Consider the following 16,467-nt stretch of genomic DNA (forward strand, 5'->3'; position numbering starts at 1 on the left):
ATGAGTAGCGTAGAAATTCTTGTTCCCGATCTTCCTGAGTCCGTTGCAGATGCCACGGTTGCCACATGGCATAAAAAACCAGGTGATAGTGTTCAGCGTGACGAAGTCCTGGTTGAGATCGAAACAGATAAAGTGGTGTTAGAAGTGCCTGCAAGTGAAGCAGGTGTGTTAGAAGCTATCGTTGAAGAAGAAGGCGCGACGGTATTATCTAAACAACTGTTAGGTCGTATTCGTTTAGGTGATAGCTCAGGTATTCCTGCTGAAGTTAAAGATGCACAGGAAGCAACGCCAGCACAACGCCAAACTGCAAGCCTAGAGACTGAAAGTAATGACGCTCTGAGCCCAGCTATTCGTCGCTTGATTGCAGAACATAGCCTGAACCCAGCTGACATTAAAGGGACGGGTGTTGGTGGTCGTTTGACTCGTGAAGATGTTGAAAAACATTTAGCAGCAAATAAATCAGCAGCTCCAGCAGCAACAGCACCTGCTGCACCACAAGCGCCGTTAGCACACCGTAGCGAGAAACGTGTACCAATGACACGTTTACGTAAACGTATCGCAGAGCGCCTGTTAGAAGCGAAAAACACCACTGCAATGTTGACAACATTTAATGAAGTTAACATGCAACCAATTAAAGACTTACGGAAACAATATGGCGAAGCATTCGAAAAACGCCACGGTGTACGTTTAGGCTTTATGTCCTTCTATGTTAAAGCTGCGGTAGAAGCACTGAAACGCTATCCAGAAGTTAACGCTTCTATTGATGGCAGCGATGTGGTTTATCACAACTATTTTGATATCAGCATTGCCGTCTCTACGCCTCGTGGTCTGGTAACTCCAGTTCTACGTGATGTTGATGCAATGAGCATGGCAGATATCGAGAAAAAAATTAAAGAACTGGCTGTTAAAGGTCGCGATGGTAAATTAACTGTTGAAGACTTAAGTGGTGGTAACTTCACTATCACTAACGGTGGCGTATTTGGTTCTCTGATGTCTACACCTATCATTAACCCACCACAGAGCGCAATTTTAGGCATGCATGCCATTAAAGACCGCCCTATGGCTGTAAATGGTAAGGTAGAGATTCTTCCTATGATGTATTTAGCGCTGTCTTATGACCACCGTTTAATCGATGGTAGTGAGTCAGTGGGCTTCTTAGTCGCTATCAAAGATATGCTGGAAGATCCAACTCGTTTACTGCTGGACGTATAGCAACATAACAGGGTAGGAACAACCTGCCCGGTCTGAAGTAACCGATGCAACCCGCTTGCGGGTTGCTAAATCAGTAACAATTGCAGGAGGCGAATAAACGCCTCTTCAGACTCAATTATGGATAGAACATCATGAATTTACACGAGTACCAGGCAAAACAGTTGTTTGCACGTTATGGGATGCCTGCACCAACAGGTTATGCCTGTTCATCAGTCGCTGAAACCGTAGACGCTGCTAAAAAAATTGGCAATGGCCCATGGGTAATTAAATGCCAAGTACATGCAGGCGGACGTGGTAAAGCAGGTGGCGTTAAAGTCACTAGCGATATTAACGAAGTTAAAGCATTTGCAGAAAACTGGTTAGGTAAAAACTTAGTGACTTATCAAACAGACGCTAACGGCCAACCAGTAAACCAGATTCTTGTTGAAACAGCGACTGACATTGATAAAGAGTTGTATTTAGGTGCGGTTGTTGACCGTAGCACTCGTCGTGTTGTTTTCATGGCATCGACTGAAGGTGGTGTGGAAATTGAAAAAGTTGCTGAAGAAACGCCTGAATTAATTCATAAAGCAATTATCGACCCACTGACTGGCCCAATGCCTTTCCAAGGCCGTGAATTGGCATTTAAATTAGGCTTAACAGGTAAACAAGTTAGCCAATTTGCTAAAATTTTTATGGGTCTAGCAACTTTATTCCTTGAGCGTGACTTAGCTTTAGCAGAAATTAACCCTCTGGTTATCAGTACTGCGGGTGATTTAGTTTGCTTAGATGGCAAATTAGGCATCGACAGTAATGCGCTATATCGTCAGCCAGAAATCCGTGAACTACGTGATGAATCTCAAGAAGATGCGCGCGAAGCTCAAGCAGCGCAGTGGGAACTCAACTATGTTGCATTAGATGGTAACATTGGTTGTATGGTTAACGGTGCAGGCTTAGCAATGGGAACTATGGACATTGTTAAACTTCACGGTGGCGCACCTGCAAACTTCTTAGATGTTGGTGGCGGCGCAACTAAAGAGCGTGTAACTGAAGCATTTAAAATCATTCTTTCTGATGAAAACGTGAAAGCCGTTTTTGTTAACATCTTTGGTGGTATCGTTCGTTGCGACCTGATTGCAGACGGCATCATTGGTGCAGTTGAAGAAGTTGGCGTAAATGTACCAGTAGTTGTGCGTTTAGAAGGTAACAATGCTGAATTAGGTGCTAAGAAACTGGCAGACAGCGGCTTGAACATTATCGCTGCTAACAGCTTGACTGACGCAGCTAAAAAAGCAGTAGCAGCAGCGGAGGCTAAATAATGTCTATTTTAATCGATAAAAACACCAAAGTGATTTGCCAAGGTTTTACTGGTGGTCAAGGTACATTCCATTCAGAACAAGCGATTGCTTATGGTACAAAAATGGTCGGTGGTGTTACACCAGGCAAAGGTGGTACAACACACTTAGGTCTGCCGGTGTTCAATACAGTTCGCGAAGCGGTTGAAGCGACAGGTGCAACTGCGTCTGTTATCTATGTGCCAGCGCCATTTTGTAAAGACTCTATCTTAGAAGCTATCGATGCAGGCATTAAACTGATTATCACCATCACTGAAGGTATTCCAACTCTGGACATGCTGACTGTGAAAGTGAAGCTGGATGAAGCTGGCGTTCGCATGATCGGCCCTAACTGCCCAGGCGTTATCACTCCAGGTGAATGTAAGATTGGTATCCAACCTGGTCACATTCATATGCCAGGTAAAGTCGGTATCGTTTCACGTTCAGGTACGCTGACTTATGAAGCGGTAAAACAAACTACTGATGCAGGTTTAGGCCAATCAACTTGTGTTGGTATCGGTGGTGACCCAATCCCAGGTTCAAACTTTATTGATATCCTGAAAATGTTCCAAGCTGACCCACAAACTGAAGCGATTGTCATGATCGGTGAAATTGGTGGTAACGCGGAAGAAGAAGCTGCGGCTTATATTAAAGAGCATGTAACTAAACCAGTAGTTGGTTATATCGCTGGCGTAACGGCACCGAAAGGTAAACGTATGGGCCATGCTGGCGCAATCATTGCTGGCGGTAAAGGTACTGCGGATGAGAAATTTGCTGCATTAGAAGCTGCGGGCGTGAAAACCGTTCGTAGCCTTGCAGACATCGGCGATGCCGTGAAATCATTACTGAATAAGTAAATGATCCGCTAGGTAACTAGCAGCCGTAAGAGACGAAAGCCCGTGCTTATTTGAGTACGGGTTTTTTTATGGCTTTAAAAGCCGTTAGTGTAATTTCTGGAGAGAGGATAAGGATTTCTGGCAAAGAGTGTCTATACTTAAAAATATTAAAAGATACGAGTACAGGTACGGCTATCTGTGAAAATGCTCCATAGCTTTGATGGGCTACAAAGCCCATTTTAAGCAAAAAACGAGAAAGTTGTGTCAGGTCAATTTTATAATTATTGGGGAAAGTTAATTAACCGAATATATGATTTTAGTTGAGATAAGTTCGTATATTAATAAAATTCATAATAGCTTTGAAATAAGATACTATTAGAAATTAAATATTCTTTTTTAGACTTCTTAATAAAAAGGTTATATTTTTTTGTTAATCTTTAGAAAAAATAAGAACATTTATATCAATACCAATAACAGTACATTAACAAGTGAATAACTATTAATTGACTGGTATGCAAATCAATTAACAACAGGAAAAAAATTGACGTAAATCAATTTATTACCTCTAGCTTTATTTGTCGAAATTGCTTAAATTGGTGCACGATCAAATACTCTATTTTCTATTAAAGGGTATAATTATTGATGTAAATTCAGAATTCAAATCTGAGTCACGTAAAAGAAGTTTATTGTATGTGAAGATAGGCGTACTATTATTATAGTATTGTTCTTTCTTTTGGTTTTGTTAATTATTTGTTGTTTTGAGGCATTTTTTGCTGGTAGTTAAGAGGCTTTCTTCGAAATTTAATCTGGAAGCTGGGTTGCCGCAAGTCGGTGTCTTCCTGCTAGGAGCAAGGAGTCAAGATGTTTGATATTGTCGAACTGTCACGATTACAGTTTGCCTTAACTGCAATGTATCACTTCCTGTTCGTGCCATTAACGCTCGGTATGGCGTTTTTGCTTGCGATCATGGAAACGGTATATGTGCTGTCTGGCAAGCAAATTTATAAAGATATGACTAAGTTCTGGGGTAAGTTATTTGGTATTAACTTCGCCCTAGGTGTTGCAACGGGTCTGACCATGGAATTCCAATTCGGGACTAACTGGTCTTACTATGCTCATTACGTTGGAGATATCTTCGGTGCGCCTCTGGCAATCGAAGGTTTGATGGCGTTCTTCTTAGAATCTACTTTTGTTGGTTTATTCTTCTTTGGTTGGGATCGTTTAAGCAAAACTCAACACCTTGCTGTAACATGGTTAGTTGCTTTAGGTTCTAACTTCTCTGCTTTGTGGATTTTAGTGGCGAATGGTTGGATGCAAAACCCGATCGCAGCTGACTTCAACTTTGAAACAATGCGTATGGAAATGGTTAGCTTCTCTGAGCTAGTCTTAAACCCAGTTGCGCAAGTTAAGTTTGTCCACACAGTGGCTGCAGGTTATTGTACTGGTGCAATGTTTATCTTAGGTATCAGCTCTTACTACCTACTTAAAGGTCGTGATGTTGCTTTTGCTAAGCGTTCTTTTGCAATTGCTGCTAGTTTTGGTATTGCTGCGGTTCTATCTGTTATCGTTCTTGGTGATGAATCAGGTTACGAAATGGGTGACGTTCAGAAAACTAAACTCGCTGCGGTTGAAGCTGAGTGGGAAACCCATGCGCCTCCAGCTGCATTTAACTTAATCGCTTGGCCAGATACTGAGAAGCAAGAAAACAAGTTTGCTATCTCAATTCCTTGGGCGATGGGTATCATTGCAACTCGTTCTGTTGATACGCCAGTATTAGGTCTGAAAGATCTAATGAAACAACACGAAGTTCGTATCCGTAACGGTATGGTTGCATATGGTCAATTACAAGAACTGTTAGCTGGAAATAAAGATCCTGAATTGCGTGCTGCATTTGAAGCTAGCAAAAAAGATCTCGGTTATGGTCTTCTGTTAAAACAATACGCACCAAATGTTGTTGATGCGACAGAAGCGCAAATTCAAAAAGCAGTAAAAGACAGTATTCCTAACGTAGGGCCTCTGTTCTGGGCATTCCGTATCATGGTTGGTGTTGGCTTCCTGTTGTTATTAATTATTGGCTGGGCATTCCTGTCAGTAGTCCGTAACAAAATTGGTCAAAGCAAACTGCTGTTACGTATTGCACTGTTTGGTATTCCACTACCATGGATTGCAATTGAATCAGGTTGGTTCGTTGCAGAGTATGGTCGTCAGCCTTGGGCAATTGGTGAAGTATTACCGGTGTCGGTTGCTCATTCTAATTTAACGACCCATGACCTGATCTTCTCTATGGTATTGATCTGTGGTCTGTACACACTGTTCTTAATTGCTGAAATGTTCTTAATGTTCAAATTCGCTCGTAAAGGGCCTAGTAGCCTGAAAACTGGTCGCTACCACTTTGAACAGAAAAACACTTCTGCACACGACGTTCAGTAAATAGGAGCCACTTATGTTTGATTATGAAGTTCTTCGGTTTGTGTGGTGGATCCTTATCGGTGTATTACTGATTGGGTTTGCTGTCACGGATGGCTTTGACATGGGCGTTGGCTTCTTATTACCTATTTTAGGTAAAACAGATACCGAACGCCGTATCATGATTAATGCCGTTGCACCGCACTGGGATGGTAACCAAGTTTGGTTAATCACTGCGGGTGGTGCGATGTTTGCTGCATGGCCACAAGTCTATGCGGCATCATTCTCCGGTTTCTATATCGCGATGATTTTAGTGTTAGCTGCTTTGTTCTTCCGTCCGGTGGGTTTCGACTACCGTTCAAAACTGGAGAACCCAAAATGGCGTAACATGTGGGACTGGGGTCTGTTCATCGGTGGTTTCGTTCCACCATTAGTTATCGGTGTTGCATTTGGTAACCTATTATTAGGTGTCCCACTGCAAATTGATAACCAACAGTACTTAACCTATACAGGTAACCTGTTTGGTCTGCTGAACCCATATGGTCTGTTAGCGGGTGTGGTTGGTTTAATGATGATTGTTACCCAAGGTGCAACTTATCTGCAAATGCGTACCACTGGCGAGCTGTACCTACGTGTACGTAAAGCAACCTATATCTGTGCGTTAGTCACACTGTTAGCGTTTGCGGGTGCTGGTGTTTGGTTAGTAATGGGTATCGATGGCTATGTTATCACTTCAGCGATTGATCACCATGCGGTATCAAACCCACTGAATAAAACCGTAGAGGTTGTTTCAGGGGCTTGGTTGACTAACTTCAATACTTACCCAATCCTGTGGGCTCTGCCTGCACTGGGTTTAGCGCTGCCACTACTGACTATGCTGTTCAGTAAAGCAGACAAAAATGGTTGGGCGTTTGTGAGCTCTTCATTAACTATCGCTTGTATCATTTTAACTTGTGGTGTAGCAATGTTCCCATTCATCATGCCTTCAAGCATTATGCCAAATGCAAGCTTGACCATGTGGGATGCAACATCTAGCTTGTTCACATTGCAAGTCATGACAGTTGTCGCGGCTATCTTTGTTCCAATCGTACTGGCATACACCGCATGGTGTTACTACAAAATGTTTGGTCGTCTGGACAAAAACTTCATCGAAGGCAACAAGCATTCACTGTATTAAGGAGCATAACTATGTGGTATTTCGCCTGGATTCTCGGCACGCTGTTAGCTTGTAGTTTTGCAGTGATTGCAGCACTAGCATTAGAGCACTCTGAAGACTCTAAAGCAGCTAAAGATGGTGAGTAAATAAAATGCTGGTGGATAAAACCTATCAGCTATTGGATAAGGGGCCGTTAAGGGCCCTTATCCTTATTTTAGCTTTAGTTACAGCTGGTGCAGTGATGTGGGACCCATCTCTATTTGCTGCAAAAACCAGTTCATTCCAAATTTGGCAAGGGCTGTTATTAATTTGGGCAACTTGCAGTGCGATGATTTTTGGTGTTGGTTTCAAACCCCAAAAAGTCATTTGGCGTGCGATTTTCCATCCATTACCTGCTGCCATCATTCTTATTTGGGGACTTTTACAAGTCTTTAGATAATTCTAATTGCTAATTGTGGGTCAATGGACCCATAATTATTTTTGATATCTTTACTTTCAAAGTGATTCCAAACTGGCACTGTCTTGCGTATAGTGGCACCGTTAGTTAATTTAACCTAAGACGGAGTGGTTGTTATGTTATTTCGCTGGCCAGTTCGCGTGTACTATGAAGATACAGACGCGGGCGGTGTAGTTTATCATGCACGTTATTTAGCATTTTTTGAGCGAGCAAGAACCGAAATGTTGCGAAATAAAGGAATCAACCAACAAAGTATGCTTGCTGATAACCTTGGTTTTGTTGTGCGTAGCATGACAATTGATTTTGTAAAAGGGGCAAAGCTAGATGATCTGTTGGAGGTTGAGACGCAAATTGTTGAAATGAAACGTGCCTCATTAACTTTTCATCAAAGGTTAGTTGATTCACAAGGTAACCTGCTTTGTGGGGCTAATGCCCTAATTGCTTGTGTGGACACATCAAAAATGAAGCCGATTGCGCTTCCTAAGTCTATTGTCGCGGAGTTTAAACAGTGACTGACATGAATATCCTGGATTTATTCCTTAAAGCGAGCCTTTTGGTTCAGCTCATTATGTTCGTTTTGATCGGTTTTTCTATTGCATCATGGGCCATTATTATTCAAAGAACGAAAATTTTAAATGCTGCAACCCGTGAGGCGGAGGCATTTGAGGATAAGTTTTGGTCAGGTATTGAGCTATCGCGCTTATATAAAGAAAGCCAAGCTCGCCGTGATGAATTGAGCGGAGCTGAACAAATTTTCCACTCCGGTTTTAAAGAGTTCGTTCGTTTACATCAGGCAAATATTCACGCACCAGATGCGGTGGTTACTGGTGCATCACGCGCGATGCGTATATCAATGAATCGTGAATTAGAGTCAGTAGAAGCACATATCCCATTTTTAGGTACTGTTGGTTCGATTAGCCCATATATTGGTTTATTCGGGACAGTATGGGGAATTATGCATGCGTTTATTGCTTTGGGTGCGGTAAAACAAGCAACATTACAGATGGTTGCTCCGGGGATCGCCGAAGCACTTATCGCAACCGCGATAGGTTTGTTTGCAGCGATTCCTGCGGTTATGGCTTTCAACCGCTTGAACTTACGAGTCAATAAGTTAGAGCAAACTTACGATAACTTTATGGAAGAGTTTTTAGCCATCTTGCATCGTCAAGCATTCTCTGCTGATAAGAAATAAGTTGAGGAGATAAGCGAATGGCGCGCACTAGTCGCAGACGTGAGCTGAAATCCGAAATCAACATCGTTCCACTGCTGGACGTTTTGTTGGTGCTGTTACTGATATTTATGGCAACGGCACCCATTATTTCCCAGAGTGTGGAAGTTGAATTACCGGATGCAACAGATACACAAACCGTATCATCAAGTGACAATCCACCTATAATTTTAGAGGTGTCGGGTGTTGGGCAGTATAATATGCGGCTCGATGGTGAGGTATTAGAATTGCTTCCACCAGAACAGATTGCTGCTGAAGCGAAATCACAATTAGAGAAAAACCCAAAAGCGATTTTCTTAATTGGTGGTGCAAAAGAGGTGCCTTATGAAGAAGTTATTAAGGCTCTGAATATTTTGCACAGTGCAGGGATAAAATCTGTCGGCTTGATGACTCAGCCTATCTAGGCTGGGTTGTTGTGGTTTGAATAAGTCACAATTCTTTTTTTGGATACCAGAGTGGGAAAGTCAAAAGAGAAAAAAGATAACCTAAACCGTTCATTAGTGATGTCTGTTGTATTGCACATCATATTGATTGGCTTGATTGTTATAGGCTCTTTAGTTTCCGTCGTCAAACTTGGTGGTGGCGGGGAAGAAGGGACTGTCATCGATGCGGTGATGGTCGACCCTGGCGTGGTTGTTGAGCAATATGAACAAATGCAAAAACAACAAAACATGGTCAGACAAGCAGCTAAAGAGCGTAAAGAGCAAGAACAAAAACAAGAGGCTGAGCTAAGAGAGCAGCAAGAAAAGGAACAAAAACGCCTGCAACAGCTTGAACAAGAGCGTATCAAAACTGAACGAGATACCGCTAAGCAACAAAAACAAGCTGAAGAGCAACAGAAAAAAGCATTAGAAGCCGCTAAAAAAGCCAAGGAAGAGCAAAAAATAGCGGAAGAAGCTGCCGCGAAAGCGAAAGCTGAAAAGGAAAAATTAGTTAAAGAGCAGGCAGCTGAAAAGGCGAAAGCTGAAGCTCAAGCTAAAAAAGAAGCCGAAGCGGCTAAAGCTAAAGCAGAGAAAGAAGCTCAAGAAAAAGCAGAAAAAGAAGCCAAAGAAAAGGCTGATAAAGAAGCTAAAATAAAAGCAGACAAGGAAGCTAAGGCTAAAGCGGATAAAGAAGCGAAAGAGAAAGCAGATAAAGAAGCGAAAGCTAAAGCAGCGAAAGCGAAAGCAGAGGCGGCAAAAAATGCGGCTTCTGTAGATGATTTACTCGGCGATTTAACTGCTTCTGGGCCAAGTAAACAGGGCGGCCAAGCTTCTGCTGGAACTGGTGGCGGTAAAAAATCAGGGGCCTCAAACGCAGATGTTGATAACTATGCAGGTAAGGTAAAAGCGGCAATCCAAAGTAAGTTCTATGATTCAGATACTTATCGTGGGCGGACTTGCGAATTGCAATTGGTGCTCGCACGGGATGGCGCTTTGATGGGGATTAAACCTAAAAATAACCCGACGAACGACGCTGCGTTATGTGATGCGGCAATTCGAGCTGCGAAGTTAGCTTCGATGCCAAGACCCGATTCAGATAAAATTTTTGAAAGGGTTAAGAGGGAAGGTATCGTCGTCGATTTTAAACCTTGATTTAAGTAAGTCAGAGCTATCTGTATTGAAAAATCTATCGCATTAGAATAAATAGTTTGTGTGGTATCTAGTTTTGTTATTATACCTTTGTTAAAATTCAGCGAATTATTGCGGTGGTAAACAATCCGTAGTAAGGGAGACAAGAATGAAGCAGGCTTTTAAAGTAGTTTTAGGGTTCCTAATGCTATGGGCGACAGTGGCTCAGGCTGAAATACGTATTGAGATCACTGAAGGTGTTAATTCAGCTCAACCGATTGGTGTCGTACCCTTTAAATGGACAGGTGCTGGAGCACCCCCACAGGAAGTAGGCCAAATCGTAGGTTCTGATTTACGTAATAGCGGGAAATTTAACCCTATTGAACCAAGTCGTATGCCTCAGCAACCCGGTACAGCCTCTGAAGTAACTCCAGAAGCATGGACTGCATTGGGTATTAATGCAGTGGTTGTAGGGCAAGTGCAGCCAGCCGCAGATGGTAGCTTTGTTGTCAGCTATCAACTGGTTGATGTTGCAGCTAACCCAGGTGCTGTTTTATCTCAGAACCAATATAAAGTCACTAAAGAATGGTTACGTTATGCAGCTCATACTGCAAGTGACGAAGTCTTTGAAAAACTAACCGGTATTCGTGGTGCATTCCGCACGCGTATTGCTTATATTGTGGTTAACAAAGGCGGTCAGTATCCATATGAATTACGAGTTTCTGACTACGATGGGTTTAACCAGTTTACAGTTCATCGTTCACCAGAACCTTTAATGTCGCCAGCATGGTCACCAGATGGCGAAAAACTCGCGTATGTCACTTTTGAAAGCGGTAGTTCAGCGCTTGTTATTCAAACTCTTTCTACAGGAGCAGTCCGTCAGGTTGCATCATTCCCACGTCACAATGGGGCACCTGCATTCTCTCCTGATGGGACAAAACTGGCATTCGCACTGTCTAAAACAGGCAGCTTGAATTTATATGTTATGGACTTAGCGAGTGGGCAAATTCGTCAAGTAACAGATGGTCGTAGCAACAATACTGAACCAAGCTGGATGCCGGATAGCCAAACTTTAGTCTATACTTCAGATCAGGCGGGACGTCCGCAGATTTATAAAATGAATATTAATGGTGGCAGCCCTGAACGTGTTTCTTGGGAAGGAACACAAAATCAGGACGCTGATGTTAGTCCGGATGGTACTTTCTTAGTGATGGTCAGCTCCGGCGGCGGTCAGCAACATGTCGCCAAACAAGATCTGGCAACGAACAACGTTGAATTTTTAACGAAAACGTTCCTAGATGAAACGCCGAGTATCGCACCTAACGGCACTATGGTAATTTATAGCTCCTCTCAAGGCTTGGGGACTATATTGCAGCTAGTTTCGACCGACGGGCGTTTCAAAGCGCGTCTTCCGGCTACCGATGGACAGGTAAAATTCCCTGCCTGGTCGCCGTATCTGTGATGCATAATAATAATGTGTGGCAAAAAAATATTAAGGATCAAAACGATGCAACTGAATAAAGTGCTTAAAGGGCTGATGATCGCATTACCAATCATGGCAGTCGCAGCTTGTAGCTCTAACAAAAACAATGACCAAGATGGCGTAGATACTTCTACTAACCAAACTAACACTGGTCTGTCTGCGGAAGAGCTGGCACGTCAGCAAATGGAACAGCTGCAACAAAACAACACTGTTTACTTTGGTTTCGATAAATACAACGTATCTCCAGAGTATGCGGAAATGTTAGATGCGCATGCAGCATTCCTACGTAGCAACCCATCTGTACGTGTTGTTGTTGAAGGTCATGCGGATGAGCGCGGTACTCCAGAATATAACATCGCGCTGGGCGAGCGTCGTGCTAATGCAGTTAAAATGTATCTGCAAAGCAAAGGTGTTTCTGGTGACCAAGTTTCACTGGTTTCTTACGGTAAAGAAAAACCAGCTGTGTTAGGTCACACTGAAGCAGACTACGCGAAAAACCGTCGTGCAGTCATTGCATACTAATAGATAAGAGAAATTATCTATTATGAACAGTAACTTCAGACATCTAATTGTAGGTCTGTCGTTATTGGTTGGCGTAGCGGCCCCTTGGGCCGCTATTGCCCAAGCGCCAATCAACAATGTCGGATCTGGTTCAACAACAGACCGTCTTACCCAACTTGAGACTGCGGTTAATTCTCAAGGCCAAATTATGTATCAAATCCAGCAACAGCTTGCCGATAACCAACGCGACATAGATATGTTACGTGGTCAGATTCAAGAAAGTGAATATAAATTGAATCAAGTTATTGAGCGTCAAAAAGATTTGTATATGCAATTAAATGGCTCGGGTGACGGCAATTCTGCCAATACAGGTGAAACACCTGACACTAGTGCATCAAATGCATCTTCTTCAACTACACCTGCTGCATCAGCTAATACAGGTGGAAATGAGAAAGATGATTATAATGCGGCAGTTAAGCTTGCAATGGAAAGCAAATCAAAAGCCCAAATTGATGGGGCTATTAATGCGCTTCAAGGGTTTATCAAAACCTACCCTAAGTCTGGGTATCAATCTAACGCCAACTATTGGTTGGGGCAGTTAAACTACAACAAAGGCAGCAAAGATGACGCGGCTTTTTACTTTGCAACTGTAGTTAAGCAATATCCTAAATCTCAGAAAAGCAGTGAAGCTTTATATAAAGTTGGGCTGATCATGCAAGACAAAGGGCAAAAGGATAAAGCAAAGGCTGTTTACCAACAGGTGTTAAAGCAATATCCAAACAGTGCAGGCTCAAAATTAGCAGAAAAAAAGTTGAGTACACTTTAATTACTAACCCCGAAGCAATATTGCCGAATATTTCGGGGTTATCAGTATGATAAGTGCGCATTCAATCTATTTTAGTAAAAAAAACATTGCACCATCGTCAGAAATCAGTAATATAAGCCGCCGTTGATACGAGAATACGGTTAGCCGAAAACCTCGAGATACCAAAAATAAATATAGTTTTAGATGGGTCGTTAGCTCAGTCGGTAGATGATTGAGTTTTATTAAGATGGTTGCAGGTTCAACCCGAAGGGTAAGAAGCTGTGATTAGTTAGAAAAGTTATATAGATGGGTCGTTAGCTCAGTCGGTAGAGCAGTTGACTTTTAATCAATTGGTCGCAGGTTCGAATCCTGCACGACCCACCATCTAAAAGAAACAAACAATTCAAGCAATTCAGATGGGTCGTTAGCTCAGTCGGTAGAGCAGTTGACTTTTAATCAATTGGTCGCAGGTTCGAATCCTGCACGACCCACCATCTTAACAGCAGTTCAAGCCAATTCACTACCCCGTAAATACTCAGTCGGCAATCCATACCTCGGCAAGCTGGTTGCAGGTTCAGGCCGCAGGCTAAATTCGCAGAATTTAAATCCTGCACGACCCACCATCTTAACAGCAGTTCAAGCCAATTCACTACCCCGTAAATACTCAGTCGGCAATCCATACCTCGGCAAGCGCGCAATGGTTCTAAGCATACCTTTAAAAAGTGCATGAATTAGTTAGTGACTTAAATATGACTGAGATAAACTGAAAAGTGACAAGATAAAAAAATAGCCCCTGGTGTTGGGGCTCAAAAGGGATGGTTTATTTAACTGAGGGTAACTCTTGTATACAGTTATACCGTTAAATGAGTCATCTTTTGAAAGTCAAAATAAAAGAACTCATTGTTTTGTAAAGATAGTCATTAAATCGCCTTTTTTCGCTGTACTCTACGCTAATTAATTATAATCCTTCAGGTAGCAAGCCATTATCTTGTAAAAAGCCAATGACTAACATTTGCATTTTTTTTGCTAAATTATGCGCAGGAGAAAAGCCCTGTAACTTGGCAAGGTCGATACTCACCTCATCAAAACAACGCATTAAACATTGTAATGACAAGGCAGCTTTTTCTGAGGTACTGCAATTAAAAATGATTTCTAGTGCCTGTATGTACTTTTGTGGCATCCATTCATGGTACTTGCGGCCATTATACCAAACATGCTTACCTTGTATGGTTACAAGGTGCTCAAGTAGCGTTAAGAAATAGTGCTTCATATCGGCACTTCTTGACCATGCCACCCATAATTCTTCACGGGTTAGTGCTATGGCGACTTGATGGGCTTCGTGCCAAAAGTCTGTGACAGTTTGTGAAAACTCAGTCTCTGTTAACGGTCTTGGTGCTAAAGATAGCAAATTGGCATCTTTTGGTAGCCCTTCAGTGATCCCAGTTTTATCTAACAAAACAATAAACCCGCGAGAGAATGTCGCATCTAACCCCTCACGTTTCATTTTATATAAGCGTTCAGGCTCAGCAAATGTGAAATCAACTTTGCGACCTTCCTCGTATATAACTAAACATGTCGGCCAATCTGGTGCGTCCTCTTCTTGATTGAGTAAATGTAGAACTGCTAAAGAGGAGCCAAAATGGTCAACCCAATGTTTTTGGTTAAATATTTCTGTCACACCGTGACCGATTAACTCAATGTCAATGTCGGAGTAATTATCAACATCTTGCTCTCTTCCTCGTGAGCCTGTGAGTACCACAGCTTCGATTCTTGGGTCGAGTAATGAAATGGATATAATTTTATTTATAATAGATACAGGTAATTCCATAACTGGCCTAATTAAATTTGATAAGAATGGCTACGATACCGATAAAATGAGTGAAAAGCTAAAGGACAAACGTAAAAAGTGTAGAAAAGGCACGAAAATGATTAAAGTCTCTGCTTAGTAAGTGAAAAACGAAGGTTATAGAGCAAAGTAGAGGAGACCTTATTGTATAGTCATCTCAAGTATTAATGTGGACTTGTTGAAAAAGTGATATGGTTTTTCTCGACTATTCGCATTTTTACGAGAAAAATTTACATTAGGATAATGCATGACTTAAATTGAATTTAAGTCATGTATATAATTTAAAATTATTCTTCTTTATTTAACATAATAAAATAAAATTTGTATTTTATTTTAGGTTAATATAATTTAATCAGTATCATGTTTTTTTTCAAAAGGAATTGAAATGAATGCTATTTTTCAGGGGAACAATACTCAGGAAGATCGTAAAGAGGGTATTCGTGGAAGGAATGAAAGTTATTTAGAATTGAAGGAGAATTTTGAATATATCTATGAAAAAATACCAGCTTATTATAAAGAACTAAAATCATTAACTGAAGAAATATCAAATCTAAAAAAAACAATCGATAAACATGATGTAGCTAATGAATATATTGATAGGGTTAATGAATATATTGATAGAGTTAAGGGGGGATTGGACACATATATGGAACTAAAAGGTAAGTTGGAACCTTATCTTGATGAACCAGTGAAAATAAAAAATATTCCATCAGAGATAACAGGAATCTATAGTAATGTGGCATTAAGTATTCGTAATTATCCTACTATTAACTATTCTTTGTATAGGCTGCCATCTAAGTTTAAACAAAACTCCCCAAAAAAAACAAATCAAGCTAAAGATTATACATTAGATTTCCATACCTCTTTGGCCAAAATAAGGGAGCCAGTAGCATTAATATCTAGAAAAATAAATGAAATAAAAGATTATGAAGAAACAGGAGGGGAAGTTGGTGAGTTTGTTGAATATAAGCCTAAAATAATGACTGAAAATTTGGGTAATACTGATACGCCAAATGATAGTTTAAAAAAAGAATCATTAAAACAAGACAAATCAATCAAAGATAAAGATATGGAGAATTTAGGTTTTTATAATGAAGGAATTAAATTGATAGAAAATATTGTTAGTTTATATAGCAGTGAACAAGCATTGTTAAATAAAATAAGTGATAATATAAATATTAGTAATGGTGCTAAAGTACTAATTTCATTTCTACCTACAATGTAACTCGGCGGGTGGTGAAAATAAATTTTTACTCTACTTGTCGTGGTATTGAAGTCACATAGCTAATTTAGCCACCTGAATAGAGGAGGTATTATACACCTAAGGGTTTATAAGTAATATTATGGCAAAGTAAATTAAAACTTAAAGCCGCCTAACTAATCATTACCACAACTTTCTGTGGTTGATTTGCCTGTGCTCATAACATCAGCGTTGGTAAATCAATCACAGATAAATGGGGATGGCAACCCTGAACCATTCTAGATATCCCAAAAATGCGTCAGTATCATCATATTAGAGTATCAAGTGAAGCAATGAGTTCTAGTTACTTCAATATAATGGCAGTTTAAAACTGATGAATCAGAACGATTATTTTGCGATATGCTAAAACTGTAGTCGAATTTTATAGTTCACTGCAATTCTTACCAAAAGTACAAGTGTAATGACCAATCAAG

At 41.0% G+C, this 16,467-nt stretch carries 16 protein-coding genes and 2 tRNA genes; 17 read left to right on the forward strand and 1 reads right to left on the reverse strand.

Annotated elements, in window-relative coordinates; genetic code table 11:
- The 16 genes from odhB (at position 1) to ACHB7C_RS08880 (ending at position 13,441) form a co-directional block, all read left to right on the forward strand.
- Complete coding sequence (gene odhB / locus ACHB7C_RS08805; RefSeq protein ID WP_042848291.1) at positions 1–1,212, forward strand: 2-oxoglutarate dehydrogenase complex dihydrolipoyllysine-residue succinyltransferase; 1,212 nt, start codon at positions 1–3, stop codon at positions 1,210–1,212.
- A gap of 131 nt (positions 1,213–1,343) precedes the next feature.
- A complete protein-coding gene (gene sucC / locus ACHB7C_RS08810; RefSeq protein WP_042848289.1) occupies positions 1,344–2,510 on the forward strand; it encodes an ADP-forming succinate--CoA ligase subunit beta in 1,167 nt (388 codons plus the stop codon).
- Positions 2,510–3,382, forward strand: a complete 873-nt coding sequence (gene sucD, locus ACHB7C_RS08815; RefSeq protein ID WP_042848287.1) for a succinate--CoA ligase subunit alpha — start codon at positions 2,510–2,512, stop codon at positions 3,380–3,382. The genes sucC and sucD overlap by 1 nt, the downstream gene beginning before the upstream one ends.
- An 840-nt stretch (positions 3,383–4,222) precedes the next feature.
- The gene (gene cydA / locus ACHB7C_RS08820) at positions 4,223–5,791 is read left to right on the forward strand and encodes a cytochrome ubiquinol oxidase subunit I (protein WP_042848286.1); all 1,569 of its coding nucleotides are present in this window, start codon (positions 4,223–4,225) and stop codon (positions 5,789–5,791) included.
- Between the two features lie 13 nt (positions 5,792–5,804).
- Positions 5,805–6,944, forward strand: coding sequence for a cytochrome d ubiquinol oxidase subunit II (cydB, locus tag ACHB7C_RS08825; protein WP_042848285.1), 1,140 nt, complete (start codon positions 5,805–5,807; stop codon positions 6,942–6,944).
- Positions 6,945–6,955: 11 nt separating this feature from the next.
- Positions 6,956–7,069 (forward strand): cytochrome bd-I oxidase subunit CydX, encoded by a 114-nt coding sequence (cydX, locus tag ACHB7C_RS08830; protein WP_004909083.1) that lies wholly within the window; start codon positions 6,956–6,958, stop codon positions 7,067–7,069.
- Between the two features lie 5 nt (positions 7,070–7,074).
- Positions 7,075–7,362, forward strand: coding sequence for a cyd operon protein YbgE (ybgE, locus tag ACHB7C_RS08835; protein WP_042848283.1), 288 nt, complete (start codon positions 7,075–7,077; stop codon positions 7,360–7,362).
- A 134-nt stretch (positions 7,363–7,496) separates the two neighbouring features.
- Positions 7,497–7,892 (forward strand): tol-pal system-associated acyl-CoA thioesterase, encoded by a 396-nt coding sequence (ybgC, locus tag ACHB7C_RS08840; protein ID WP_042848281.1) that lies wholly within the window; start codon positions 7,497–7,499, stop codon positions 7,890–7,892.
- Positions 7,889–8,572: a Tol-Pal system protein TolQ gene (gene tolQ, locus ACHB7C_RS08845; protein ID WP_042848280.1), complete on the forward strand. Its 684-nt coding sequence runs from the start codon at positions 7,889–7,891 to the stop codon at positions 8,570–8,572. Before ybgC ends, tolQ begins: the two co-directional genes overlap by 4 nt.
- A 17-nt stretch (positions 8,573–8,589) precedes the next feature.
- Positions 8,590–9,012, forward strand: a complete 423-nt coding sequence (tolR, locus tag ACHB7C_RS08850) for a colicin uptake protein TolR (RefSeq protein WP_004256786.1) — start codon at positions 8,590–8,592, stop codon at positions 9,010–9,012.
- 51 nt (positions 9,013–9,063) lie between these two features.
- On the forward strand, positions 9,064–10,182 hold the full coding sequence (gene tolA / locus ACHB7C_RS08855; protein ID WP_042848278.1) for a cell envelope integrity protein TolA: 1,119 nt from the start codon (positions 9,064–9,066) through the stop codon (positions 10,180–10,182).
- A gap of 145 nt (positions 10,183–10,327) precedes the next feature.
- A complete protein-coding gene (tolB, locus tag ACHB7C_RS08860; protein ID WP_042848275.1) occupies positions 10,328–11,620 on the forward strand; it encodes a Tol-Pal system beta propeller repeat protein TolB in 1,293 nt (430 codons plus the stop codon).
- A gap of 45 nt (positions 11,621–11,665) precedes the next feature.
- Positions 11,666–12,163: a peptidoglycan-associated lipoprotein Pal gene (gene pal / locus ACHB7C_RS08865; RefSeq protein ID WP_004909091.1), complete on the forward strand. Its 498-nt coding sequence runs from the start codon at positions 11,666–11,668 to the stop codon at positions 12,161–12,163.
- A 22-nt stretch (positions 12,164–12,185) separates the two neighbouring features.
- A complete protein-coding gene (cpoB, locus tag ACHB7C_RS08870; RefSeq protein WP_042848272.1) occupies positions 12,186–12,968 on the forward strand; it encodes a cell division protein CpoB in 783 nt (260 codons plus the stop codon).
- A 287-nt stretch (positions 12,969–13,255) separates the two neighbouring features.
- Positions 13,256–13,331, forward strand: a tRNA-Lys gene (locus tag ACHB7C_RS08875).
- 34 nt (positions 13,332–13,365) lie between these two features.
- Positions 13,366–13,441, forward strand: a tRNA-Lys gene (locus tag ACHB7C_RS08880).
- A gap of 464 nt (positions 13,442–13,905) precedes the next feature.
- Here the strand turns inward: ACHB7C_RS08880 and ACHB7C_RS08885 are convergent.
- Positions 13,906–14,775 carry an aminoglycoside 6-adenylyltransferase gene (locus tag ACHB7C_RS08885; RefSeq protein WP_272678134.1) on the reverse strand — a complete coding sequence of 290 codons (870 nt, stop codon included), beginning with the start codon at positions 14,773–14,775 and terminating at the stop codon, positions 13,906–13,908.
- A 403-nt stretch (positions 14,776–15,178) separates the two neighbouring features.
- On the opposite strand from ACHB7C_RS08885, the gene ACHB7C_RS08890 reads away from it, so the two are divergent.
- Entirely contained in the window at positions 15,179–16,018 is an 840-nt protein-coding gene (locus ACHB7C_RS08890) for a hypothetical protein (protein ID WP_395347040.1), read from the forward strand.
- Positions 16,019–16,467 lie beyond the last annotated feature (449 nt).

Source organism: Providencia sp. 2024EL-00732 (assembly GCF_044006275.1).
In the GTDB taxonomy this organism is placed as follows: Bacteria; Pseudomonadota; Gammaproteobacteria; order Enterobacterales; family Enterobacteriaceae; genus Providencia; species Providencia huashanensis.